Source organism: Lysobacter sp. TAB13, from assembly GCF_052113885.1.
GTDB classification, from domain to species: Bacteria; Pseudomonadota; Gammaproteobacteria; order Xanthomonadales; family Xanthomonadaceae; genus Lysobacter; species Lysobacter gummosus.
In genome coordinates this window covers 377,434-402,432 of the sequence record NZ_JBFRDR010000002.1, presented here as the reverse complement: position 1 = coordinate 402,432, position 24,999 = coordinate 377,434, and the positions used below count along the sequence as shown (strand labels likewise).

At 67.8% G+C, this 24,999-nt stretch carries 19 protein-coding genes and 2 pseudogenes; 7 read left to right on the top strand and 14 right to left on the bottom strand.

Features of this window, described 5'->3' with window-relative positions:
• Positions 1-8: 8 nt before the first annotated feature.
• Positions 9-368, top strand: coding sequence for a hypothetical protein (locus AB4Y92_RS04445; RefSeq protein ID WP_441818556.1), 360 nt, complete (start codon positions 9-11; stop codon positions 366-368).
• The gene (locus tag AB4Y92_RS04440; protein ID WP_235112047.1) at positions 329-694 is read left to right on the top strand and encodes an NHLP-related RiPP peptide; all 366 of its coding nucleotides are present in this window, start codon (positions 329-331) and stop codon (positions 692-694) included. Before AB4Y92_RS04445 ends, AB4Y92_RS04440 begins: the two co-directional genes overlap by 40 nt.
• Here the strand turns inward: AB4Y92_RS04440 and AB4Y92_RS04435 are convergent.
• The 4 genes from AB4Y92_RS04435 to aceB form a co-directional block, all read right to left on the bottom strand.
• Positions 625-3,255, bottom strand: coding sequence for a putative peptide modification system cyclase (locus tag AB4Y92_RS04435; protein ID WP_441818555.1), 2,631 nt, complete (start codon positions 3,253-3,255; stop codon positions 625-627). The two genes, AB4Y92_RS04440 and AB4Y92_RS04435, sit on opposite strands and share 70 nt — an antisense overlap.
• A gap of 23 nt (positions 3,256-3,278) precedes the next feature.
• A complete protein-coding gene (locus AB4Y92_RS04430) occupies positions 3,279-4,328 on the bottom strand; it encodes a GGDEF domain-containing protein (protein WP_441818554.1) in 1,050 nt (349 codons plus the stop codon).
• Between the two features lie 468 nt (positions 4,329-4,796).
• Entirely contained in the window at positions 4,797-6,098 is a 1,302-nt protein-coding gene (aceA, locus tag AB4Y92_RS04425) for an isocitrate lyase (protein ID WP_057941339.1), read from the bottom strand.
• Positions 6,099-6,175: 77 nt separating this feature from the next.
• Complete coding sequence (gene aceB / locus AB4Y92_RS04420; RefSeq protein WP_441818553.1) at positions 6,176-7,807, bottom strand: malate synthase A; 1,632 nt, start codon at positions 7,805-7,807, stop codon at positions 6,176-6,178.
• Between the two features lie 135 nt (positions 7,808-7,942).
• Here aceB and AB4Y92_RS04415 point away from each other — a divergent pair, with 135 nt between their 5' ends.
• Complete coding sequence (locus tag AB4Y92_RS04415; protein WP_215057559.1) at positions 7,943-8,911, top strand: LysR family transcriptional regulator; 969 nt, start codon at positions 7,943-7,945, stop codon at positions 8,909-8,911.
• Between the two features lie 226 nt (positions 8,912-9,137).
• Here AB4Y92_RS04415 and AB4Y92_RS04410 read toward each other — a convergent pair whose 3' ends face one another.
• Positions 9,138-11,783, bottom strand: coding sequence for a collagenase (locus AB4Y92_RS04410; protein WP_441818552.1), 2,646 nt, complete (start codon positions 11,781-11,783; stop codon positions 9,138-9,140).
• A 614-nt stretch (positions 11,784-12,397) separates the two neighbouring features.
• Here AB4Y92_RS04410 and AB4Y92_RS04405 point away from each other — a divergent pair.
• A complete protein-coding gene (locus tag AB4Y92_RS04405; protein WP_441818551.1) occupies positions 12,398-13,105 on the top strand; it encodes a GntR family transcriptional regulator in 708 nt (235 codons plus the stop codon).
• Positions 13,106-13,330: 225 nt separating this feature from the next.
• Here AB4Y92_RS04405 and AB4Y92_RS04400 read toward each other — a convergent pair whose 3' ends face one another.
• Together AB4Y92_RS04400 and arfB are read right to left on the bottom strand one after the other, a co-directional pair.
• On the bottom strand, positions 13,331-13,969 hold the full coding sequence (locus AB4Y92_RS04400; protein WP_441818550.1) for a 1-acyl-sn-glycerol-3-phosphate acyltransferase: 639 nt from the start codon (positions 13,967-13,969) through the stop codon (positions 13,331-13,333).
• 12 nt (positions 13,970-13,981) lie between these two features.
• A complete protein-coding gene (gene arfB, locus AB4Y92_RS04395) occupies positions 13,982-14,386 on the bottom strand; it encodes an alternative ribosome rescue aminoacyl-tRNA hydrolase ArfB (RefSeq protein ID WP_057941335.1) in 405 nt (134 codons plus the stop codon).
• A 204-nt stretch (positions 14,387-14,590) separates the two neighbouring features.
• Here arfB and AB4Y92_RS04390 point away from each other — a divergent pair, with 204 nt between their 5' ends.
• Complete coding sequence (locus tag AB4Y92_RS04390) at positions 14,591-15,286, top strand: hypothetical protein (RefSeq protein ID WP_441818549.1); 696 nt, start codon at positions 14,591-14,593, stop codon at positions 15,284-15,286.
• 61 nt (positions 15,287-15,347) lie between these two features.
• Here AB4Y92_RS04390 and AB4Y92_RS04385 read toward each other — a convergent pair whose 3' ends face one another.
• Positions 15,348-16,106, bottom strand: coding sequence for a pseudouridine synthase (locus AB4Y92_RS04385; RefSeq protein WP_441818548.1), 759 nt, complete (start codon positions 16,104-16,106; stop codon positions 15,348-15,350).
• 110 nt (positions 16,107-16,216) lie between these two features.
• Between AB4Y92_RS04385 and AB4Y92_RS04380 the strand changes: the two genes are divergently transcribed.
• Complete coding sequence (locus AB4Y92_RS04380; RefSeq protein WP_441818547.1) at positions 16,217-19,024, top strand: M16 family metallopeptidase; 2,808 nt, start codon at positions 16,217-16,219, stop codon at positions 19,022-19,024.
• 220 nt (positions 19,025-19,244) lie between these two features.
• Here AB4Y92_RS04380 and ubiB read toward each other — a convergent pair whose 3' ends face one another.
• Complete coding sequence (gene ubiB / locus AB4Y92_RS04375; protein ID WP_441818546.1) at positions 19,245-20,933, bottom strand: ubiquinone biosynthesis regulatory protein kinase UbiB; 1,689 nt, start codon at positions 20,931-20,933, stop codon at positions 19,245-19,247.
• Here ubiB and AB4Y92_RS04370 point away from each other — a divergent pair.
• Positions 20,905-21,063, top strand: a pseudogene (locus tag AB4Y92_RS04370) (DUF6053 domain-containing protein); the annotation flags it as partial. The gene ubiB and the pseudogene AB4Y92_RS04370 overlap by 29 nt on opposite strands.
• Positions 21,064-21,102: 39 nt before the next feature.
• Here AB4Y92_RS04370 and AB4Y92_RS04365 read toward each other — a convergent pair.
• From AB4Y92_RS04365 to oleC, 5 genes and pseudogenes are all read right to left on the bottom strand, one after another.
• Positions 21,103-21,765 (bottom strand): ubiquinone biosynthesis accessory factor UbiJ, encoded by a 663-nt coding sequence (locus AB4Y92_RS04365; RefSeq protein WP_441818545.1) that lies wholly within the window; start codon positions 21,763-21,765, stop codon positions 21,103-21,105.
• Between the two features lie 63 nt (positions 21,766-21,828).
• Entirely contained in the window at positions 21,829-21,990 is a 162-nt protein-coding gene (locus AB4Y92_RS04360) for a DUF1328 domain-containing protein (protein WP_083512241.1), read from the bottom strand.
• Positions 21,991-22,070: 80 nt separating this feature from the next.
• Positions 22,071-23,081: a 2-alkyl-3-oxoalkanoate reductase gene (oleD, locus tag AB4Y92_RS04355; protein WP_441818544.1), complete on the bottom strand. Its 1,011-nt coding sequence runs from the start codon at positions 23,079-23,081 to the stop codon at positions 22,071-22,073.
• Between the two features lie 126 nt (positions 23,082-23,207).
• A pseudogene (locus AB4Y92_RS04350) lies at positions 23,208-23,321 on the bottom strand (hypothetical protein); the annotation flags it as partial.
• 12 nt (positions 23,322-23,333) lie between these two features.
• On the bottom strand, positions 23,334-24,998 hold the full coding sequence (gene oleC / locus AB4Y92_RS04345) for an olefin beta-lactone synthetase (protein WP_441818543.1): 1,665 nt from the start codon (positions 24,996-24,998) through the stop codon (positions 23,334-23,336).
• Between the last annotated feature and the right edge of the window lies 1 nt (position 24,999).

The window sequence follows — 24,999 nt, the reverse complement described above, 5'->3', positions numbered from 1 at the left end:
GTGGCGGCGTGGATCGCGATCGCGACGGCGCCTGCTCGGCGCGATTGTCGGCGCGCCGCCGCGGCACGGCAATCGCCAACGGATCAGATTTGCGCGGGGTTCGCGTCGGTTCGGCAGCCTTGCCGAAGATGGCGGAAATCGTTCGCGTTCAGCCGGTTCATCAACGCCGGCGCGGCGCACCGGCGTCTACAGGCAAAGCGTTGCAGGCGCATGTCGCGACCGAAGACGGCGATTGCACCGGCTTGTCCGATGATTTCGGGTTGTTCCGTTGGAGAGACAAGGTTAGATTCCAACGCTGTATAACGCATGAGCAAAGGGGAACGGGGAAATGGCAAATACTGAATCCGGCGAAGGCCACACGCCGCTGAGTCCGGAAGTCGTGGACAAACTGCTGGATCTGCTCAGCAACGACAACGACTTCCGCACGTTGTTCCAAAAGGACGCGACCGCGGCGCTGGCCAAGGCCGGTCATCCGCCCGCACAGGAAATGGTCGCCAAGGGCGAGTACTCGCCGAGCGCGTTCGGTTGCATGGTGACGGCCAATGTCGCCCCGGCCGCTGAAATCCAGGCCGCGCGCATGGAGATCAAGAGCTTCTTGACCTCCGACGCCTCACACACCAATCCTCATTGTTTCGAGGCCGGCCAGATCGAATCGACCCTGCGCAGCATCGACAAGGGCAACCCGACCTCCTGAGGCCAGGCGCGGCGGAAGGCTTCGGCCTGCTGCCGCGCTTCGGGTTCGCGCCCCAACCGCTTAAGGTCTTCGGCCTGGTCGAGCAAGGCCAGCGTGGTATCGGCCACGTTGACGATCTGCAGCGTCTGGCTGCCCGAGGTTTCGATGTACGCCAGGCCGCGATGGGCCGCCAGCCAGCGGTCCTCGCGCAGCGCGTCCTCATCCTGCCCGGCCGCCGCGAACGCCGCGCGCAATGCGCTGTGCGCCTGGAACAACTCATCGCCCTTGAGCAGCGGACGCAGCATGCGGATCGCTTCCACGGGCTTACCGCTCAGCCGCAGTTGTCCGGCCTGGACGATGGTCAGCAATTGCACCGCCGCCGGATCGTCGATGGCCTGCACCAGCGGTTCCATCCGCGGCAGCAGTTGCTGCGCGACCGAGGCATCGCCCTGGCGCTGGCCAGCATAGGCCACGGCCAAAGCGACATAGGCGTGTTCGTTGCGCAGCGGATCGGCTTCGTCCGCGGCGCGCTCGGCGGCCTTGCGGCCGATCGCGAGCAAGGCATCGGCCGGCGCGGGACGGCCGCGCAGACCTTCCACCATCAGCCGGATCAAGGCGAACTGATTGCTCAGCACCGGCGTGGCCTGCTGCGCGTCGCGCTCGGCGCGGATCGCCAGCTTTTCCGCCTCGTCCCAGTGGCCTTGATCGAGTTCGACCGAAATGCGTTCGAGGTAATTGGTGATGCCGCTGGTGCTGGAGTCGGCCGGCAACTGGCGCAACACCTTGCCGGCTTCCTCGAAGCGGCGCAGGGTCGCCAGCGCCGCGGCGCGGCGACGGTTGGGCCCGTAGCGACCGACCTTCTCGCCCTGGATGAAACTGGCCAGCGCCGCGTCGGCCTGACCCTGCGCCAACTGCGCGCGGCCCATCAGTTCGATCGCACTACTGCGCAACGGATTCTGCGTCGCGGTCGCGGCCTTGGCGTACTTCAGCGATTCGGCGTAACGGTTGTTGGCGAACGCGGCCCAGGCGTAGTTGTAATGGCCGGCGTAATAGTCCGGGTACAGGCCGGCCAGCAGTTTCCATTGCTCCGGCGCGCGCACGGCCGGTTTGGGACCGTATTCGGCCGACCACGCGTCCAGGTACAGCGCGTCGCGCGGCGTCAGGTGCGAACGCAGCGCGATCGCTTTTTCCAGATAGGGTTTGGCGGCGCGGTTATCGGCTTCGCCGACATAGATGCGCAGCGAACCCAGGTAGGCCAAGGCGAACTCGGGATCCAACGAGGTGGCCTGATTGAAATAACGCAGTGCCTCGGCGTTGCGGCGCTCACCGTAGGTCTTCACGCCCAGTGCGTAGGCGCGCAGGGCATCGAGATTCTTCGTCGCGACCTTCGGCAACGGCTCAGAATCGCGTTCGATCGACTTCATCGCCTCGCCGAGCTTTTCGCGCAGTGCGGCGGTCACGGTGTCGATCGAGCCGAGCGTGGACTGCGCGCCGGAGCCGTCGGCGGATTCGGCGTAGACGGTGGTCTGGGTGTGCGGGTCGATGACTTCCGCGCTGACCCGCACGCGGCCGCCGACTTCGGCCACGGTCGGCAGGATCACCGCGCGCGCGCCGTCGCGCAGGGCGATCTCCGAGGCCACCGCACGGTCGAGCACGGTGTCGGGCTTGCGCTGCATGCGGTCGAGGGTGTCGCGCGCTTTCAGGTCCGACAGCACGTTGACGTAGCGCGACTGCTCCAGGCTGATACGGAAGGCCTGTTCCAGCGAATCGTCGAGCACGCCCTGGCCGGTGAGGTTGCGCAGGTCGCCGACCACCACCCAGTCACGCTGGTTGAAGGCGATCGCCGGCTGCGGCCGGGTCGCGAACCACACGCCGGTGCCGATCACCGCCAGCACCGCGATTTCGGCGGCGAGCGCGGCCGGACGCCGCCACAACGGCACGTCGCGCCAGGCTTTGGGGCCGTTGGGCGGCGCGCGCAGCGGGGCGATGCCGGGTTCGCCGACTTCATAGATTTCCTGCGGCTCGGGCACGCCCTTGAAGCGCCAGCGCCCGTGCGATTTCCACAGCAGCTGCTGGCCGCGTTCGCCCAGTTCGCGCGCGGCGCGATGCGCCAGCGGCTCGGCCACCGCCGACAGCAATATCTGGCCGGGGCGCGCGGTCGCCATCAAGCGGCCGGCCATCGGCTTGGCCAGACCTTCGACTTCCACCGGCTTGGCGCCGACCTTCACCGCCTCGTCGCTGTTGCGCCAAGTCAGCACTTCGCCGACGTGCAGTCCGGCGCGCGCCTTGAGATCGAGTTTGCGCGCCGTGCCCATCTCGCGCAGGCCGCGGGCGTAGTCCAGGGCGAAGCCGAGGCCGTCGATGGGGCGCTCGAACAACAGCAGCAGGCCGTCGGAGCGATCGATCAGGCGGCCGCGCCAACGCTGCTGCAGGACCAGCACCAGACGGTCGTGCTCGCGGAACAGGTCGGCCGCCGGCCCGTCGCCGAGACGCTCGACCAGGGTGGTCGAATCGCACAGGTCGGTCAGCAGCAGCGTTCGCAGCTGCGGACCTTCGGCATGGGGGCGGTGGGCATCGTTCATCGCGGCATCCTTGTCGGCCTGGCTCATGCCGGCGTCAGTTCGGCGTCCTGCCATTGCACGCGATTGCCGCCCAGGCGCTTGGCCTGGTAGAGCGCGGCGTCGGCGTGGGCGTACCAGTCGTTCCATTCGTGCTTGGAGCTGATCAGGCAGGCGCCGACGCTGACCGGGCAGATGGTCGGCGGCGACTGCGGGATCATCAGCAGCCCGTGCACGGTGTGGACGATGAAGTCGGCGAAGCGCATCACGTCCTGGCGCGTGCGCGCGGCGACCAACAGACAGAATTCGTCCCCGCCCAGGCGGCAGGCGATGTCTTCCGCGCCCGCGACCGAGCGCAGGATGTTGGCCACGCTCTGCAGCACGCGATCGCCGGCCAGATGGCCGTGGTCGTCGTTGACCTGCTTGAAGCGGTCGCAGTCGATCAGCACCAGCCCCATCGTCTCGGACATGCCGACCGCGCGCGCTTCCTGCAGGTGCAAGGTCAGGCCGCGGCGGTTGTACAGGCCGGTGAGGTCGTCGGTGCGGATCAGCTCTTCGGTCTGGTTGAGCTGGTGGGTGGTGGCGTAAAGACTGTCGAGCGCGGCTTCCAGGTCCTGGTTGCGGCGGCGCAGGCGGCGGATCAGGCTTTGCTCGTTGAGCACCACGCGCATGATCGCGCGGCGCAGGAAATAGGAAACCAGGGACGGGTCGCGATCGACCAGGCGCTGGAATTCTTCATGGCGCAGTTCCACCAGCAGGCCGTCGGTGGCCGCGATCGCGTCCGCGCTGCGGGCGTGATCGCCGATCAGCAGGCCCAGCTCGCCGAAGAATTCGCGCACGCCCAGGCGCTTGGTGACCAGGTCGTCGCCGAAGTCGAGGATGATCGCGCCGCGCGCGATCACGAACATGGTGGTGCCCAACTCGCCGCGGCGGAACAGCACCTGCCCGGCTTCGATCCGGCGCGGCCGGCCGATCTCGGCGAACAGCTCGAATTCGCCCGGCGTCAGCACCGCCATCGCCACGTCCGTCGGCGCCGCGGTCGCAGTCGAATTGTCGGTCTCGCGGCCCACTGCAGGCGCCGCCGTGTCGCGATTCATTCCGATCTCCCCGCACCCCCACGTCCTGTGGAGCCTTGTCGGCAGGATAGCACCTGGTCTGAGCAGCTAACGCCGCCAGGGGGTCAAAACGGCCACCGTCGGATCGACGCATTCAGCGCCTAATCCACGTGCCGCAAGGGCATTGCGACTCTACGAATACGCAGCGTTTCGCACTTGCAACATGGTAACGGCGCGAATGCGGCGGGCGCGAGGTTGGCGGATGCGATGCCGACGGACGGGGGCGGCGGGCCGGCGTGCGGAAAATGATGTGCGAGGTCGGGGCGCGGGCTATCGCGCGCCGTTCTGAATGATGAACGCGCCGGTCTTCGAAACGACGAAGGACCCCTCTCGGAGCCCTTCGTTTCGAAGCCGTATCCCCGGGTAGCGATCAGGTCCGGCGCCCACCGCCCCTCGCGGTTACGGCGCCGGCCTGAACCTATCCGGGTCGGGGAGAAGAAACCGGCCGACTCAGGCCGCGGCCTTCTTCGCGTCGTGGAACTGTTCTTCCTCGGTCGAGCCCTTCAGCGCCACCGTGGACGACTGCCCGCCCTGGATGGTCTGGGTCACCGCGTCGAAGTAACCGGTGCCGACCTCGCGCTGATGCTTGACCGCGGTGAAGCCCTTCTCGGCCGCGGCGAACTCGGCTTCCTGCAGTTCCACGAACGCGCTCATCTGCCGGCGCGCATAGCCGTGGGCCAGGTTGAACATGCCGTAGTTCAGGCTGTGGAAACCGGCCAGGGTGATGAACTGGAACTTGTAGCCGTAGCTGGCGATTTCCTTCTGGAACTTGGCGATGGTGGCGTCGTCCAGGTTCTTCTTCCAGTTGAAGCTCGGCGAGCAGTTGTAGGCCAGCAGCTTGCCCGGGAACTTGGCGTGGATGGCCTGCGCGAACTTGCGCGCAAACTCCAGGTCCGGCTTGCCGGTTTCGCACCAAACCAGATCGGCATAAGGCGCGTAAGCCAAGCCGCGGCTGATCGCCTGATCCAGACCGTTGCGGGTCTTGTAGAACCCTTCGTTGGTGCGCTCGCCGGTGGTGAAGGGCTGATCGTTGGGATCGATGTCGGCGGTCAGCAGGTCGGCGGCTTCGGCGTCGGTGCGTGCGACGATCAGAGTCGGCACGCCCATGACGTCGGCGGCCAGGCGCGCGGCGACCAGCTTCTCGACCGCTTCGCGCGTGGGCACCAGCACCTTGCCGCCCATATGGCCGCACTTCTTGACCGAGGCCAGCTGATCTTCGAAATGCACGCCCGAGGCGCCGGCCTCGATCATGCCCTTCATCAGTTCGAAGGCGTTGAGCACGCCGCCGAAGCCGGCTTCGGCGTCGGCCACGATCGGCTGCAGGAAGTCGATGTCGCCGGTGCCTTCCGCGCACTGGATCTGATCGGCGCGCAGCAGGGTGTTGTTGATGCGGCGCACGACCTGCGGCACCGAGTTGGCCGGGTACAGCGACTGGTCGGGGTACATCTCGCCGGCGATGTTGGCGTCGGCGGCGACCTGCCAGCCCGACAGATAGATCGCCTTGAGCCCGGCCTTGACCTGCTGCATGGCCTGGTTGCCGGTCAGCGCGCCGAGCGCGTTGACGAAGTCCTCCGTGTGCAGCGAGGTCCACAGCTTGTTGGCGCCGAGCTTGGCGATCGTGTGTTCGACCGGCACCGTGCCGCGCAGGCGCACCACGTCTTCGGCCGAATACGGGCGGGTGATACCGGCCCAGCGCGGATTGGTCGCCCAGTCCTGGCGGAGTTGATCGGCGGTCGGCAGCGTGTGGCTCATGACTTCGATTCCTTAGCGTGTGGGTCGTATTGACGTGGGGGAGTGGCGTTAATCGTTTGCGACGGCGGCAGCGGCGTTCAGTCGATGCGTTCGTAAGCGGGCAAGGTCAGGAACTCTTCCAGCGTGTCGGCATGGGTGAGTCGGTCGAGCATCGCGATGGCTTCGTCGAGCTTGGAGCCGCCCGGCAGCTTCGAGCGGTCGGCGAACTTGCTCGGCAGGCCGATCAGCGCGCGTTCGAGCAAAGCGAAATCCAGCGGCGTGCCGTCGTCGAGGAACAGGCCGTCGGCGTGCAGCCATTGCCACAGCTGGGTGCGGGCGATTTCGGCGGTGGCCGCGTCTTCCATCAGCCAGTGGATCGGCACGCAGCCGTTGCCTTCCAGCCACGCGGCCAGATAGCGCACGCACACCTCGACGTTGCCCTCGAAACCGGCGCGGGTGATGGTGCCGAAGGAGGGCTTGATCAGATCCTCGCGGATGATCAGCACGTCCTCGCGCAGCACGTGCTGCTGGTGCGGGGTCGGCATGCGCTCGTCGAAGATGCGCATCGCCAGCGGGATCAGCGCCGGATGCGCGACCCAGGTGCCGTCGTGGCCGGCGGTGACTTCGCGCAGCTTGTCGGCGCGGACCTTGGCCAGCGCGGCTTCGTTGGCGGCTTCATCGCCGCTGATCGGAATCTGCGCGGCCATGCCGCCCATCGCGTGGGCGCCGCGCTTGTGGCAGGTCTGGATCAGCAGTTCCGAATAGGCGCGCAGGAACGGCTGGGTCATGGTCACCTGGCCGCGCTCGGGCAGCACCTTGTCGCGGTGCGCGCGGAAGGTCTTGATGTACGAGAACACGTAGTCCCAGCGTCCGCAGTTCAGGCCGGCGATGCGGGTGCGCAGCGCGTGCAGGATTTCGTCCATCTCGAACACCGCCGGCAAGGTCTCGATCAGCACGGTGACCTTGATCTGCCCCGGCGTCAGGCCGAGTTCGCTTTCGACGTGGCCGATGACCTCGTTCCACAGCTGCGCTTCTTCCATCGACTGCAGCTTGGGCAGGTAGAAGTACGGGCCGCGGTCCAGCGCGGCGAGCGCGTGCGCGTTGTGGAAGGCGAACAGGCCCAAGTCGAACAGGCTGCCCGACATCGGCGCGCCGTCGATGCGCACGTGCTTCTCGTCCAGGTGCCAGCCGCGCGGGCGCACCATCAGCACGGCCTGCTCTTCGAAGGGCTTGAGGGTGTAGTGCTTGGCGCCGTCGGGCGACGACCAGTCCAGGGTGCCGGCGACGGCCTTGCGCAGCGAGCGCTGGCCGGTCAGCAGGTTGGCCCAGGTCGGCGCGGTGCTGTCCTCGAAGTCGGCCATGTACACCTTCGCGCCGGAGTTCAGCGCGTTGATGACCATCTTCGGATCGACCGGGCCGGTGATCTCGACGCGGCGGTCGAGCAGCGCGGTCGGCAGCGGCGCGACGCGCCAGGCGCTGTTGCGGATCGCGGCGGTGTCGTCGCGGAAATCGGGCAGGCCGCCGGCATCGAAGAACGCCTGGCGTTGTTTGCGCGCGGCCAGGCGGGCCTGGCGGGCGGGTTCGAAACGGCGATGCAGTACGGCCAGGAATTCGAGAGCGGCCGGGGTCAGCAGAGCGTCCTGCCCGGCCGACTGGGCCGTGAGCTCGATGCCGCCACCCGGCTGACGTTGCCCGGGATGGTCCTGCCACTGCGCGATCACTGCCGACATGGTGCGACTCCTGTGGGGATGGGGACCGCTCCCAACGAGCGTGTCCCTGGACCCAGACCATGCGGCGCCGTCTAGTATTTGACAATCAAGTTTTTTCAATGCATATCATTTTCTTAGCTTATATATGATCTTCATGTGGCCACGACGCGCTCGCTAAGTCCGCGATTTGCATACAAAGGGGATCGGCTGAAGCCCCTGCGGGCGTTCTGCCAGACCGCGCGTCTGGGCTCAGTCTCACGCGCTGCTGAGGCTCTGTACCTCAGCCAGCCGGCGGTGACCCTGCAGTTGCAGGCGCTGGAGCGCGAAATGGGGGTGCGCCTGCTCGAGCGCAGCGGCCGCCGCCTGACCCTGACCCGCGAAGGCCAGGAGCTGTACGAACTGGCCCGGCCCCTGGTCGAGGGCCTGGACAGCCTGGACGGCGCCTTCCGCGAACGCATCCGCGGCCTGGACGCGGGCGATCTCAACGTCGCCGCCGGCAGCTCGACCATCCTGTATCTGCTGCCGAAGATCGTGGAGGCATTTCGCGCCGCGCATCCGGAGGTGCGGCTCACGCTGCACAACGTCACCGGCGCCGGCGGCTTGGACCTGTTGCGTTCCGACGGCGTCGATCTGGCGGTAGGTTCGATGCTCGACGTGCCCGGCGACCTCAGCTACGCGCCGGTCTACCGGTTCGAGCCGATGCTGATCACCCCGCGCGACCACCCGCTGGCCAAGCTCGACCGGGTGACCCTGCAAGACCTGAGCCCGTTCGGCCTGATCCTGCCGCCGCAGCGGTTGACCACCTATCGCATGGTCGATGTGGTGTTCCAGCAGAACCGGGTGCCCTACACCGTCGCGCTGGAGGTCGGCGGCTGGGAAGTGATCAAGCAGTACGTGGCGATGGGCCTGGGGATCAGCATCGTCACCGCGATCTGTCTGACCGACGCCGATCGCTCTCGGTTGTCGGCGCGTTCGCTGGCCGAGTATTTCCCGTCGCGCAGTTATGGCGTGGTGGTGCGCAAGGGCAAGTATCTGTCGCCGCAGGCGCGCGCGTTCACCGAGTTGATCCAGCCGGATTTGTTTGTGCGCGGGGATTACTACGCGACCGGGCAGTCGGATCGCTGAGCCTGCCCTCATCCGCCCTATCGGGCACCTTCTCCCGCAAGCGGGGTGAGGGGCCGCTGCTTGCGAGCCATCGGCTCGCGCGGCACCGAACGCCCGAACGCTATGCGTTCGGGCGGGGGTGGAGTTGGGGCAAGGACCGCTCAGTAGCGCGCAGTTACCCGCACGCCATTGAACAACGCCCGAACGCTATGCGTTCGGGCGGGGGTGGGGTTGGGGTGAGGGCCGCTCAATAACGCGTAGTCACCCGCACGCCATTGAACGCAGTCACGCCATACAAGCTGACGTAGACGTACCCGGCCGCCGGCTGCGAAATCGTCACCGACTCGGTGTTGCCCGCATTGGTCGAACGGTACTCATACGATTCGCGCGTCGCCCAGTTGCGGGTGCTGACGTAAAGATTGGCGTTGCCGCTGCCGCCGGCCACGTCGATGCGCAGTTGCGCGGTTCCGGCCGGCACGTACAGATAGAAGTAGGTGTAGTTGCCGACCGTGCCGACCACATTGCTGCGCGTGCAGTTCTTGCCCAACACGCGGATGTCGCTGCCCGCGCACTCGGGCAGGCCGGTATCGCTGACGGTCACCGTGCGCGTGGTACTGCGGCTGGCGCCGCGATCGTCGGTGACGGTGAGCTGCACGCTGTAGCTGCCGGCCGCGGCATAGGTCTTGCTGGGATTGGCCGCGGCCGAGGTGCTGCCGTCGCCGAAGTTCCAACTGCGCGCGACGATGCGGCCGTCGGCGTCGGTGGAGGTATCGCTGAAGTTCACCCGCAAACCGCTGGCGGCGAAGTTGAAGCTCGCCACCGGTGGCTGGTTCGGCGTGGTGCCGCAACCCGGCGCATCGGGCTGGGCCACGCACGGCAGCCAGGCGCTGAAGGCCGCGTCGTTGCTCGCGCCGATGCCGGCCATGTAAGTGGCGTAGCCGCTGTAGTTGCCGGGGCGGAAATACCCCAGGATCGCGTTCACCTGATCACGGCGCTGTTCGAACATGAAACGCACCGCCAGATAGCCCCAGCGATACACCAGGGTCTGGCCGCTGTTGTAATCGTTCTGGTAGACGCGGCTGAGCGCATAGGTGCCGCGCGCGGCTTCGGCCTGGGCGCCGTCGTTGACCACGCCGCGATAACGGTAGGACAGATATTCGGCGAAGCCTTCGACCCACCACACGGTCTTTTGCTTCATCGCCGCGGCGAAATCGCCCCACATGTCGAAGCGGCCGTCCAGGTAGTGCACGTACTCGTGGGTCAGGTTCCAGATTTCGAAGGTCTGCGGACGCAGCCACTCGGCCTCGTAGGCGATGAAGCGCGCCTGGTTGCCGGGCAAGGACGGATTGCCTTCCAGGTACATGCCGCCGTTGTTGGTGTCGATGCCGTAGATCGCGCCGGCATAGATGGCGTAATCGTCGCTGCTGTCGAACACGGTCATTTCCAGGCTCGCGTTGCCGTCGCCGGCGACCGGCACGCCGCCGGTGGCGAGTTCGCGGTGGAAATAGGCTTCCTGCCCGGCCACCGTGGCGCAGGTCGAGGCCAGTTCCGCCGCGCTCATCGACTGCGCGCGCAGGCGCAGCGTCGCGCTGCAGGTGTGCTGGATCGGCAGCGCCGCCGCCTGCACCCGCGCGACGAAATCGCACAGGCCGTATTGCGCGCAGTTGCCTTGATCGTAGTAATCGGCCATTTCGCCGACGCCCACCCACAAGCGCGCGGTCGGGCCGGTGACCGCGGAGCGGTCGAGCAAGGTCTTGACCCGCGCGCGCGCCAGCGTCTTCAGCGCGCCGTCGTATAGCAGGAACCGCCCCAGCTCGCGGCCGGCGTTGGCGACCAGATAGTCGTTGTCCTGGCCGAGCATGGCGAAGTTGCGGTCGGCGAAGTTGTACAAGGTCTCGACGATCGAACTGTCGGACTGCACCAGCGCGCGGAAGGCCGCGTCCTGATGGCCGCGGAAGGTCACGGAGTAGGCGTTGTTGACCGCCACCTTCATCCAGTAATACGCATCGAAGCCGCTGTTGTAGCTGTCGAGCAAGCGCTTGACCACATACACATAGCGCGCGTTCTCGGTCGAGCTGTCGATCAGGGTGACGAACTCGGCCAGCACTTCGCCGTGAACATCGTTGACCCGGCCGAAGTTGGCGTTGGCGGCGAACGCGTCCAGGGCCGGACGGATCGCGTCGCGCAGCGCGTTGCCGTAGGCGCCAACGCTGCTGTCGTAGTACTGCACGTAGTAGCCGGCGCGCAGGAACAACACCAGTTGCAAGGTGCTGTCGGCGTTGCTGCCGTCGTAACCTCGCGCCGAAGTGGCGAAGGCGTTGGCGATGCTGACCATCTGCGCTTCGCGGAACGTGGCGTAGGCGTTGGCGCCGGTGACGCCGAACAACTGGTTGATGCAATCCGCGCTGGCGGCCTTGACCGCGCTGACCAGCGCCGCGCCGCTGAGCGCGCCGAAGGCGTTGACGTCGCAAGCCGCGGCCTTGAGCGCGGGCGAGGTGCGCGCGAACGAAGGACGGCGCAACAGATCGCGGCGCAATGCGGTGCCGTCGTAGGCGCTGTCGCGGCGATCGACCAGGAACGGTTGCTGCGGCGCGCGCCGCGCCGGGGCCAGCGCGCGATCTTGCTGATGTTCGCCGAACAACTGGCGCTCGGTCGCCGGCTGCCGGCGCGATGCGCCTTGCTGCAAAGGTTGCGCGCGCGGGGCCGAGCCTTGCGCGCGCGCGGCGGTGCCGGCGGCATGCGGGCTCGCCGCGGCATGGGCGACGGGCGCGGGCGCGGCGGGTTGCGCCGGCTCGAGCATCGACGCCCACGGCAAGGCGTAACTGAGGAAACTCACGGCGGCGACGGCCAGGCCGAGCAACAACGCCTGGGTCGGTTTGGGTACGAAGGACATCGACGATCTCCTTTGAATGCAATGGCGGCGCACGGCGGCGCCCGCGCGAATGCGCGGCGCGGCGGGCCGGTGGTGGAGCGGTGTCTCGCCTTGCGGCGGTAAGGCCTTGCGAATGCGACCTTGCGGATGCGGCCTGGCAAGGACGGGCTAGCGGTCGGACGGTTGGATGGCGGTCGGCTCTCCGGCGTCGTACGCGCGTGCGGCGGCCGCGCGGGCCCACGGAGCGGCGGCGGTGCAGGAGACCGGCGCGAATCCGCGATCGATGGGACACGACCGGGCCGACTGCGCCGGCGCCGGGCACGGACACGCGCCGGCGCGGCCGCTGAGCGGCCAGGCTGCGTGAATCCGCTGTCGGCGACGGCCACCCCCGATGGCCTGGATCGCCCGATCTGCCGCGGCCTTCCCCCTGCGTGTCATAGCGACGACACGGAAAGCTGCTAATCGGTATAACGTATACGATATAGCGATAAGCCGCCGATTCCGTGATTCAGGTCGAGGGTTGGCGTGTCCGGGCGCCGGGCAGGCGCCGCGCCGACGAACGGTCTGCCGGGGCCGGGCCGAGATCGTGTCGCGGCCGCAGTAGAGCGCGGCCGGCGGTTGGGTAGACTGATCGCATGAGCATCGTGCCCCGTTCGCTGTCCGACCAAGCCTTCGAAGTGGTCCGCGAACGGATTTTGTCGACGCAGATTCCGCCGCTCGCGCCGATCCGCCAGGAACTGCTGGCGGAGGAACTGGGCATCAGCAAGATTCCGCTGCGCGAAGCGCTGGGCCGGCTGGAACAGCAGGGCCTGCTGGCCTCGCACCCCAATCGCGGCTTCTTCGTCCCGGCGCTGACCGCGAACGAGGCCGAGGAAGTGTTCGCGCTGCGCCTGAAGATCGAACCCGAGGCCGCCGCCGACGCCAGCCTGGCCGCCGACGACAGCGAACACGCCGCCGCGCGCGCGGCGCTGGCGGCGCTGGAAAACGCCGGCACCGACGACGCCCACGCGGTGGTGCGCTTCAATCGCAGTTTCCACCTGGCGCTGGTGCGCCCGGGCGGACGCCAGATCACCGCGCAACTGGTCGAACGCTTGCAGGTGCTGGCCGAACGCTACGTGCGCAAGCACCTGGAACCGGCCGGCCGCGAGGCGCGCGCGGCCAGCGAACACCGCGCCATTCTCGACGCCTGGCTGCAGCGCGACGCGGCCCTGGTGAGCCGGTTGCTGTCGGAACACATCCTCACCACCCTGCACGACCTGCGCGTGCAGTTGGAACAGATCGGGCCGGATGAGCCGGCGAAGACGCCGCGGCGGCGGCGGCGCGTGGCGGCGGCGGCCGACTGAGCGAAACGGGCTTTTGGATTCCCGCGTTGCGCTATTGCTCGTCATTCCCGCGAACGCGGGAATCCAGGGCTTTTCGTGCGAGAACGTTTGAAGTCACTGGATTCCCGCTTTCGCGGGAATGACGGCCTGGAAGGATGGCGCTGAAGTCACCGGATGTTCGGCTCCGCCGAAGTAAAGCGGAGCCCGCCTTCGCGGGAATTACGACCCCAGACTTCCAGCAAGCCCTCAAACAGTACCGTGATGCTTGCCCTGCCAAGGCTTGTACCAATCGCGGATCCGCCGCATGTCCGCGTCCATGTCCTCGCCCAGATGGAACATGTCGCCGATCCCGATGATCTTGTCCGGATAGTGGAAATACGCCGGCACCACCGGCACGTCGGCGGCCTTGGCGATCTTCCAGAACCCGGCCTTCCAGCGCTCCACCGCCTTGCGCGTGCCTTCCGGGGCGATGCCCAGCCAGAAACGCTCGGCGCCGCGGATCATCGAGGTGGCCTGCTCGATCACCCCGTGCGCCGCGCTGCGGTTGATCGGGATCACCCCCATTCCCCGCAGCAGCGCGCCTAGCAGCGGCACCCGGAACAGCGAATCCTTGGCGATGATCTTCACGTCCAGGCCCATCGCGGCCTTGGCCGCGAAGCCCCACACGCCGTCCCAGTTGGACGAATGCGGCGCGCCGATCAGCACCGCGCGCGGGATGTCGGGAAACTTGCCGACCATGCGCCAGCCGCCGATGCGCAGGATGCTGCGGCCGATCCAGCGGGTCAGGCGGTTGCGCCTGACCTGCGGCACGTTGGGCGGCAGCCGCAGCACCACGCCGTCGGCGTCGGGCGGAAGGGATGGCTTGGCGTTCGGATCAACTGGCATGCACGCTCCGTGTCAGTCCCAATCGGTTTGCGAACGATTGCGCTTGGTCGCGCCGCGTTCTTTCTTGGCCCCGATCCGGCGCTCCTTGGCGGCACGGCTGGGTTTGGTGGCGATGCGCGGCTTGGGCGCGCGCAGACCGCTGTCTACGAACGCCGCCAGACGCTCGCGCGCGTCCTGGCGGTTGCGATCCTGGGTGCGGAAACGCTGCGCGCTGATCACCAGCACGCCCTCGCCGGTCACCCGCCGGTCGCGCTTGGTCAGCAGGCGCTCGCGCACGGCGTCGGGCAGCGAAGGCGACTGCGCGATATCGAAGCGCAGTTCCACCGCTGTTGCGACCTTGTTGACGTTCTGCCCGCCCGGGCCGGTCGAACGTACGAAACGCTCGACCAATTCCTGCTCGGGTATCGTGATAGCCATGCTCTCCTCCGCCTGGGATTGTAGTCGGCGCCGGCATTTCGTCCATTACGCACCGTTGACGGCGCGACCGGGCTCACAGCGGCCGGCGCGCGCGACGCGGGAAAACCCGCCGCGGCGCGGCTGCGGGCGGTCCGGCGGCGGCCGTCGTTGACGCGGCTGGGCCAGGGGGGGACCATGCCCGGACCGGTCCAAGGAGGAACCCGCATGAAGCGCCTGCCCCCATCGCCGCGACGCAAATCGCTGGCCCTGCCGCTGCTGGCCGCCCTGATCCTGGCCGCGCCGGCGTTGTCGGCGCAGACCATCGATCAGCGCTACGACCCGGCCAACGTCAACAACAACATGCGCAACATCGCCAATCCGCAGTTCCAGCGGCGGATGACGCAATCGGCGCAGTCGGTCGCCGAATCCCTGGTCGGCCGCCCCGCCAACGCCACCGATCAGCGCATCCTGGGCCAGTTCACCGAGCAGCAGACCCGCTTGCTGCAGCAGATGCAGAACGCCGCCAACGCCATGCCCGACACCGGCGCCGGCGCGGCCTACAACCGGCCTTCGGCGGGCTACGGCAACGACATGCAGTTCGCCACGCCCGAAGAACGCTATCTGTATGAAGAACGGGCCCGCGCGCGCGAAGAGAGCTCGCGCAGCAGCTACCGGCAGAACAGCGACTACCCGCAAGGCGCCTACCAGCCCAACGGCTACCGCCAGAACAACGGCTATCCGGGCAATGCCAGCCCTTACGACGGCTATCAGAACAACGGCTACCCACAGCAGGGCGCGCGCTCCAGCACCGGGCAGGCGCTCGGCGGCGCGGTGCTGCTGGATCTGACCAACGCCGCGATCCAGCGCGCCACCCAGCCGAAGATCATCTACCGGCAGGCGCCGCCTCCGCCGCATCGCTGAGTCGCACGCGCGGGGTTGAACCCACTCATCCCCGCCGCGGCCGAATCCGGCCGCCGCAACCTCAATCCAGTTCGACCGGACCGAACAAGGCCAGCGCCTTGGCGAATTCCGCGTCCGGCGGCGCCGTCACGCGCAGCCGCTCGCCGCTGCCCGGATGGATGAACGCCAGCCGCTGCGCGTGCAGCAGCATGCGGTGGATGCCCATCATGCGGAAGCTGCGGTTATGGCGGCCATCGCCGTGGCTGGTGTCGCCGATCATGTGATGCGACAGATGCTTGAGATGGCGGCGGATCTGGCGAAAGCGCCCGGTCTGCGGCTGCGCGCGCAGCAAGGCGTAGCGCGAGGTCTCGAACCCCGCCGACGGCAGCGCCAGCTCGGTCCGCGCCAACACCTGGAACCGCGTCTGCGCCGGCTTCTTCAGCGGCTTGCCCGGGCCGCCGTCGAGATCGTGATCGACTTCGAACGCATCCTCCGCCGGCCAGCCGCGGCACACCGTCAGATAGTCCTTCTGCACTTCGCCCGACATCAGCACCTTGCCCAGCGCCGAAGCGGTTTCGCGATCGAACGCCAACAGCAGGCAGCCGCTGGTGGCGCGATCGAGCCGGTGCACGAGGAAGATCGGCCGGCCGAACTGCTCGCGCAGGCGGTCGGCGGCGAAGTCGGTTTCCCCGCGCGCCAGCGCGCTGTCGTGAACCATCAGCCCCGCCGGCTTGTCGATAACTGCCAGAGACGTGTCGGCGTACAACACCGGCAGGCCGGCGCCGGCGATATCCTGCGATGTCTGCGGCGGCGGCGTGTTGGAACTGAACGTCGAGGGCATGCGGTCGGGACTGGCGCTGGGTGATCGGCCGCTAGTGTCGTCTATTGCCCCGCGTGCTCACAGCCTCATCGTCTTCCCTTCGCGCCGCGTTCCCGTTTCCAGGAGTTTCCATGCCGCCACGCCGTCCCGCCGCCATCGCCGCGCTCGCCTTCGCCCTGAGCCTCGCCCTCGGCGGCGCCCACGCGCAGGCGCCGCAACCGCCGCCCGCGGGTTTCCAGGCCGGGCCCTGCGTGGAAGGCATCTGCGAATACCGCATGAGCAACGGCCTGCGCGTGCTGCTGTTTCCCGACGCCACCCAGCCCACGGTCACGCTCAACCTGATCTACGCGGTCGGCTCGCTGCAGGAGAACTATGGCGAAACCGGCATGGCGCATTTGCTCGAACACATGCTGTTCAAGGGCACGCCGAGCCATCGCGACATTCCCGGCGAAATGAAGAAGCGCGGCATCGGCTTCAACGCCCAGACCTCGCTGGACCGCACCAACTACTTCGCCTCCTTCCCCGCCAACGACGCCACGCTCGACTGGCTGCTGGGCCTGGAAGCCGATCGCATGGTGCATTCGGACATCGCGCGCAAGGACCTGGACAGCGAGATGACCGTGGTCCGCAACGAAATGGAGAACGGCGAGAACAGCGAAGTCTCGGCGCTGTCCGAGCGCGTGCGCTCCACCGCGTACCTGTGGCATCACTACGGCAACAGCACCATCGGCGCGCGCAGCGATGTCGAGCACGTGCCGATCGAGCGCCTGCAAGCCTATTACCGCGCCTGGTACCGGCCCGACAACGCCACCTTGGTGCTCACCGGCCGCATCGATCCGGCCAAGACCCTGGGCACGGTCGCGCGTTATTTCGGCGCCGTGCCCAAGCCGGCCGAACCGATGCGCGCCTTCTACACGCGTGAGCCGGCGCAGGACGGCGAACGCGAAGTCACCGTGCGCCGCGTCGGCGATCTGCGCCTGCTGATGGCCGCGTACCACATCCCCGCCGCCACCCATCCCGACGCCGCGCCGCTGGGCATTCTCGACGACATCCTCGGCCATACCCCGGGCGGACGCCTGCACAAGGCGCTGGTCGAAACCGGACTGGCCGCCAGCATCGGCGTGGGCGGCGAACAAATGCCCGACCCCGGCCTGCTGACGGCGCTGGCCGCGCTGCCCAAGGACGGCGATGCGGCCAAGGCCGAACAGGTGTTGATCGAGCAGCTCGAACAAATCCAGAAAAAGCCGATCACCGCCGAGGAAGTGGAAGCGGCCAAGCAGCGCGCGCGCAACAGCTTCGAACGCGCTTACACCAACGTCGGCGCGGTGGCGATGGCGCTGTCGGACCCGGTGGTCGCCGGCGACTGGCGCTTGTATTTCCAGTACCGCGACGCCCTGGAGAAAGTCACCGCCGACGACGTCAATCGCGTCGCCCGCGCCTATCTGCAATCGAGCAACCGCACCTTCGGCCGCTTCGTGCCGACCCAGGCGCCGCAACGGGTCACTATCCCCGAGGCGCCGACGGCGGCGAGCGTGCTGCAAGGCTATACCGGCAAACTCGCGCTGGAAGCGGGCGAGCATTTCGATCCCACGCCGGCCAACATCGAAGCGCGCACGCAGACCATCACCCTCGACACCGGCGTCGGCCAGGGGCTCAAGCTCGCCTTGCTGCCGAAGAAAACCCGCGGCGGCACCGTCATCGTCTCGGCCAACTTCCACTTCGCCGACACCGATTCACTGCGCGGCCGCGACACCGCCGGCAACGTCGCCGGCGCGCTGATGATGCGCGGCAGTCAAGAGCTGAGCCGCGAGCAGATCGACGCGCGCTTCGAAGCGCTCAAGACCACCGCCCGCATCGGCGGCAGCCTGCAGTCGGCGCGGGTCGGCTTGACCACGCGCCGCGAGCAGTTAAGCGATGCGCTTGCGCTGGCGGCGAAAGTGCTGCGCACGCCGACCTATCCGGACAAGGAATTCGAGCAATACCGCCTGCAGGCGATCACCGGCCTGGAAGCTTCGCGCCAGGAGCCCGGGCAGATCGCCAGCCAGGCGCTGGCGCAGCACTTCGACCCGTGGCCGGCCGGGCACCCGCTGCATTTCAAATCGCTGGACGAATCGCTGGCGGCGATCAAGGCGCTCAAGGTCGAGGACGTGCGCGCCTTCCATCGCGAGTTCTACGGCAGCGCCGAAGGCGAGATCAGCGTGGTCGGCGATTTCGATCCGGTCGCGGTCAAGCAGCAGTTGCAGGCGCTGTTCGCCGACTGGAAACCCAAGCACGCCTACGCGCCCATTCCCACGCATTACATCGACGTGGCGGCGGAACAACGCCGCTTCGAGACTCCGGACAAGCCCAACGGCGTGTTGTTGGCCAACGTCAATCTGTCGTTGAAGGACATCGACCCGGATTATCCCGCGCTGGTCGCGGCCAACTACATTCTCGGCGGCGGCACGATCAAATCGCGCCTGGGCGATCGCATCCGTCAGAAAGAAGGCCTGAGCTACGGCGTGGACAGCGACCTGGACGCCGACGCCAGCCGCGACGGCCGCGACGACGCCGGCAGCTGGTCGGTGCAGGCGATCGCCGCGCCGGAGAACCTGGAGCAGGTCGAGCGCGCGATGCGCGAAGAACTGGCGCGGCTGGTCAAGGATGGCGTGGGCGCGGAGGAATTGAAGGACGCGGTGTCGGGCTTGCTGACCCAGCGCGAACAGGCGCGCGCCTCCGACCCGGCGGTCGCCGCCGGGTTGGTGAGCAATCTGTTCTACGGCCGCACTATGCAGTTCGCCGCCGACCTGGATGCGAAGTTCAAGGCGCTGACGGTGGAGTCGGTGAATGCGGCGATCCGCAGGCACCTTAAGCCGGAGCAGTTCAGTGTTTATGCGGCGGGGGATTTTGCCGCGGCGAAGAACAAGGCGCCGACGAAGGCGAAAGCAGCAGGGCCATAACCGCGCCACCGCAAGTCCCCACACCTCAACCTACCGAGTTCCCCCCTTTGAAAAAGGGGGGCTAGGGGGGATTTGCTCTTACCGTCCGAAGCCGAAAGATTCACCCGCAAGAGCAAAAGCAAATCCCCCCTGGCCCCCCTTTTTCAAAGGGGGGAACCCGCCGGGGGGATTCGTTGGGGTTTCGTCGGGGGGATTCGTTAGGGGAACGCTTCGGGAGAGATCAACGTGTGTCGCGCTTCCGCCGCGGCCACGCCGCCAACAACGCCCACAACCCGCCCAGCCCCGCGATCCACGACGACGCCGGGATCGACCAGAAGCGCGGCCCGCCCGATTCCAGCCCATACAACACCGCCGCCACGATCAACAGGCCAGTGCCGAGAATCGCCGCGACCGTGCGGCGCACCGCATCCTTGATCGTGCGATTAAGGTCGGTGATGTCGCTCGACCGCATCTTCAACTCATGCTGCCCCGACACCTGCTGGCTCAGCCAGGCATGCAGCAGGCGCGGCATTTCCGGCGCGCGGGTCACGAACTCGGGCAGGCGCTTGCGGAATTCGCTCGCCAGACGCTGCGGGCTATAGCGATCGAGCAAGATGCGCTGCAGCACCGGCCGCGCCACCGCCCAGATGTCGAGCTTGGGATCGAGCAGCCGCCCCACGCCTTCGATGTTGAGCAAGGTCTTCTGCAACAAGATCAACTGCGGCTGCAAAGTCAGCTCGTAGCGCTGCGCGGTGCGGAACAGCTTCACCAGCACTTCGGCCAGCGAAATCTCGCTGAGCGGACGGGTGAAATACGGCTCGCACACCGCGCGCGTGGCCGCTTCGAGTTCGTCGATGCGGATGTGCGCGGGAATCCAGCCGGCCTGCACGTGCAGCTCGGCGATGCGGCGATAGTCGCGGTTGAAGATCGCCATGAAGTTTTCCGCGAGGTAGTACTGATCCTCGTCGGACAGCTGGCCCATGATGCCGAAGTCGAGCGCGATGAAGCGCGGGTTGCTGCGCCGCGACGGATCGCTGTCCACCCAGATGTTGCCGGCGTGGGCGTCGGCGTGGAAGAAGTTGTCGCGGAACACCTGCGTGTAGAACACCCGCACGCCCTTGGCGGCGAGCGCGCGGCGGTCGATGCCGGCCGCGTCCAGGGCGGCGATGTCGTCGGAGGGAATGCCGTACACCCGCTCCAGGGTCAGCGCGCGCGCGCTGGTGTGCGACCAGATCACCTCGGGCACGTACATGTCGTCGCTGTCGGCCCAGAACCGGCGCAGCACGCTGGCGTTGGCGCCTTCGCGCTGCAGGTCCAGCTCGGCGGCCAGGGTGCTTTCGATCTCGGCCACGATCGCGCGCGGACGGATCTTGTCCGCGGCCGGATGGGCGCGATCGACCAGCGCCGCCAGCGCGTTCAACAGCGCGATGTCGCCGGCGATCTTGCCCTCGATGTCGGGCCGCAGCACCTTCACCACGACTTCGCGCGCCGGCCTGCCGCCTTCGGCCGGCAAGCGCGCGGCGTGCACCTGGGCGATCGAGGCCGAGGCCAGCGGCTCGATGTCGAACCGTTCGAAGGCGTCTTCGATCTTGCGTTCCAGCGTGCCTTCGACGATGCGGCGCGCGGTCTCGCCGTCGAACGGCGCGACCCGGTCCTGCAGCAGCGCCAGTTCGATGGCGATATCCGGCGGCACCAGATCGCGGCGGGTGGACAGGATCTGGCCGAACTTGACGAAGATCGGCCCGAGTTCCTGCAAGGCCAGGCGCAGGCGCGCGCCGCGCGACATCGCCGCGATCTCGACCGAAGCGCGCGGCACGAACGGACGCGCGAGCTTGAGCCAGCGCTCGGCCGGCGTGTCGTCGAGCAGGTCGTCGAGGCGGTAGCGCAGCAACACGCGGCCGATGCGCCAGGCGCGGATGGCGGACCTCATGCGCGCACTTCCTCGCAGAGATTCCGCAACTGCGAAGTCTTTTGTAGGAGGGGCTTCAGCCCCGATGCTTTCCGGTCAGGAGCGACGGAGTTACGCAGCGAGCGGAGCCAAGAGCATCGGGGCTGAAGCCCCTCCCACAAAAGACCTCGCAGGTTCGAAGCACCCCAGCTCATGCGCTGCGCCTCGCGCGATCGCGCAAGCGCCCCACCCGCGCCGCGGCGCGCTCGACATCGTCGCGCAGGGCATCGACATCGTCGTGAAAGGCGTTGAGCTCATCGCGCGGCACGACATCGCGCGATTCTTCGGTGACGTATTCGGCCGCGTTGCCGGCCAGAGCGCCGGCCGCCTCGCGCGCATGCCGCAGCGCGCCGGCGACGCCGTTGGCGATCTGCACGCCGGCCACCTCGCCGAACACGGCGACGAAGGGTTGCTGCCAATCCGGATCGAAGCGTTCGGCCAAGCGCTGCAAACGTCGCGCAAGGTCGGCATCGCCTTCGATGCGCAGCTTGCCGACCGGCGCGGCCTGTTCGTTGCGCGCGGCGCCGAGCAGATTCGGCAGTTGCGACAAGATCGCCCCGAGCGTGCTGCGCACCGACAGATCGGGCTCATCGCTGTCGCGCACCGGCCCGACTTCGAGCCGGCCTTCGACCACCAGGATGCGCAGCGCCAGCGGCGGCGAGGCCAGGTGCAAGGCGACGCTGCGGCCGTCGAGCGCGCGCAGGCTGTCGCGGGTATCGGGGTCCAGCGCCAGCGCGCGGTTGAGCGCGGCTTCCAGCGCGCGCCCGGCCAACGGCTTGAGCGAGGACAGGAACGAGGGGTCGGAGGCGGTCATGCCGCCATTGTAGCCCCCCGCTCCGGTCCGGCCACGCGGTCGGTGGCGCTCAAGCGGCGGGCGTCAGGCGACGCGACGGCCGCGGAACAGCGAGATGATCGCCAGGACCACGAACACGACGAACAAGATCCAGGCGATGTTGCTGGCCGCGCCGGCGATGCCGGTGAAGCCCAGGACCGCGGCGATGATCGCGATGACGAAAAATACGGCGGCGTAATGAAGCATGGGGAACCTCCTGGCATGAAAGAAAGCCCCATCGGGGCAGGTCCCGATGGCACGCTTCGATCCTCGGCCAGCGCAGGTTGTCAGACGGTGACGGCGGGCGTTTGCGTCCAGGCGGCCTTCAGGCGGGTGAGCCCTTCGTGAAAACTGACCTTGGGCACGTAACCGAAATCGCGCGTCGCCGGCGCCATGTCGTACCAGTGCGTGGTCGATAGTTGTTCGGCCAGAAAACGCGTCATCGGCGGCTCGCCCTGCAACGGCAGCACATGCCACAAACCTTCGCAGACCGCGCCGATGGCGTAGGCCGCGCCGAACGGCAGGGTCTTGTCCACCTGCGGCGCGCCGACCGCGCCGAGCAGGCCGTTGAGGGTTTCGCGCAAGGTCTTGGGTTCGCCGTTGCTGATGAAGTAGGCGCGGCCGGCGCAGGCCGCGTTCGGGGCGAGATGTTCGAACGCATCGAAGTGCGCCTGCGCGGCGTTGTCGATGTAGGTGGTGTCGATGCGGTTGTTGCCGTCGCCGACGAAGCGCAGGCGGCCGGCGTTGGCGCGCGCGACCAGACGCGGCAGCAGTTGATTGTCGCCCACGCCCCAGATCAGGCGCGGACGCAGCGCGACGGTGGCCAGCTCGGCGCCGTTGGCGGCGAGCACGGCTTTTTCCGCGATGGTCTTGGTGGTCGCGTAGGCGGCCTTGAAGCCTTCGCCGTAGGGCACGGTGTCGGCGGTGCCGCCTTCGACCGGATGGGTGGCGCGATGGGTCACGCTCGGGGTCGAGGTGTAGACCAGTTTACCGATGCGGTGGGCGCGGCAGGCGGCCAGCACGTTGTCGGTCCCAACCACGTTGGCCTGGTGATAGCTGTCGTAGCTGCCCCAGGCGCCGGCCTTGGCGGCGTTGTGGAAGATCGCCTCGCAGCCTTGCGCGGCGGCGATCACCGCGTCGCGATCGGCCAGGTCGCCCTGGATCTGGATCACGCCTAGCGCATCGAGCGCCGGGTAGTGGCCGCGATTGAAGCTCACCACCTGGTGGCCGCGCGCGATCAGGCCGCGGCACAGGGCCTGGCCGAGGAAACCGCCGCCGCCGGTGACAAGGATTCGCATGGCGCAGGTCCGAAGAAGAGAGAGGGGAATGATAGACGCCGGTAGGCGGGGCGGTTTGTCGGGTAGGCGACTATCGCTGGTGCTGAGAGAAAAGCATCGGGGCTGAAGCCCCTCCCACAAAAGACTTCAGAGCTGCGCTGCTTTTTCAGGAAGGGCTGAAGCTCCTCCTGCAAGAGACTTCGAAGCCGCGCTCGTTCTTGTGGGAGGGGCTTCAGCCCCGACGCTCTCGTCCCCGATCGCGCCGAACCCACATCAACGGCTTTCGATCGCCTGCGCCTGCAGCGCCAGCTTCTCGCGCCCGATCTTGGCGTTATGGCGAATATCCACCGGAAACCCCGGATGAAAGCGGAAACGCTCGATCCCGGCGGTATGCGCATGCCGGGCGCCGATCTCGCGCAGTTCCTCGACGATGCGCTTGCGCTCGGTATCGCCGACGCGCGGCTGATGCAGCTCCACCCACAGCAGCGGCACCTGCGCGCCGAACGTGCCGGTGCCGACCAGCGCGGTGCGCCGCACCTTCGGATGGGTGTTGAACACCGGCTCGACCTGCTCGGTGTAGAGCGGGCCGCTCGCGGTTTCCACGCGATGGGTCTTGCGCCCGCAGAACCACAGCCGGCCTTGTTCGTCGAGATAACCCACATCGCCCATGCGATGGACGATGCGCTCCACGCCGCCGGCGTTCTCGCGGATCTTGGCCAGCCGGGTCATCGAATCGCGATTGAAATAGCTGTCGGTGGCGGTGGGACCGGCGACGGTGATTTCGCCGACCACGCCGGCGCCGACCAGCAGATCGTCCGACCATTGCGCGATCGCCGCGTCGTCGATGCGGATCACCCGCACCTCGTTGCGTTCCACCGCGCGGCCGACGCAAGTGCCGGCGCCGGCTTCGGTGGCCGCGCGCGTGGACTGCAGTTCGCGGCCTTCGATCACCGCCACCGGCAGGCATTCGGTGGCGCCGTAGGGCGTCCAGAACTGGGCGTCGTCGGGCAGCAGTTCGCGCAGGCGCGCGACCGTGTCCGGCGGCACCGGCGCGCCGGCCGAGGTGACGCGCTTGACCGTCGGCATCGGCTGGCCGTGCCGGGCCAGCACCGCCATCAACGCGGGCGAGCCGAACAGTTGATCGCAGCCGAAACGGGTCACCGCTTCGAGCAATTTGACCGGATCGGCCTGCGCCGGCCGGGTCGGGTCCATGTCGGGAATGATCGAGGTCAGCCCCAGCGCCGGATCGAACAAGGCGAACGGCGGGAACGTCGGCAGGTCCACGCCGCCGGGCACCATGCCGAAGGCCTGGCTCATCATTTCGATCTGCGCGACGAAGTGGCGATGGCGGAACACCACGCCCTTGGGCACGCCGGTCGAGCCGCTGGTGAACACGATCGCCGCGACTTCGTCCGGCTGCGTATTGGCCAATTGCGAACCCGCGCCGGCGCCGGCGCGCTCGACGCGTTCGAGCGTGTCGTCGGCCAGGAATGCGCGCTTGCCGGTGGTGATGCGGATGCGCGCCGACTTCGCCCAGCCCAGCACCACGCGCGCCACATGCGCCAGCGGAATGCCGATGAAGGCTTCCGGCGCGGCTTCGTCCAGGCATTGGCGCAGCGCGCGCTTGTCGATGCCCGGATCGATCAGCACCGGCACCGCGCCGGCCTTGAACAAGGCGAACATCAGCAGGAAGAACTCCGGCGACGGCCGCACCATCACCGCGGTGCGGGTGCCGCGGACAATGCCGCGCTTGGCCAGGCCGGCGGCGATGGCGTCGCTGCGCGCGTCCAGCTGCGCATAGGTCAGCACGACGTCGTAACTGGCCATGCCGTCGGCGCGGCGCGTGCCGGGGCAGCGCATCGCCACGCGTTCGGGCGATTGCGCGGCCAGCGTCGGCAGTATCGCGGCGATGTTGCAGGTGGGTGCGGCAGCGTCCATG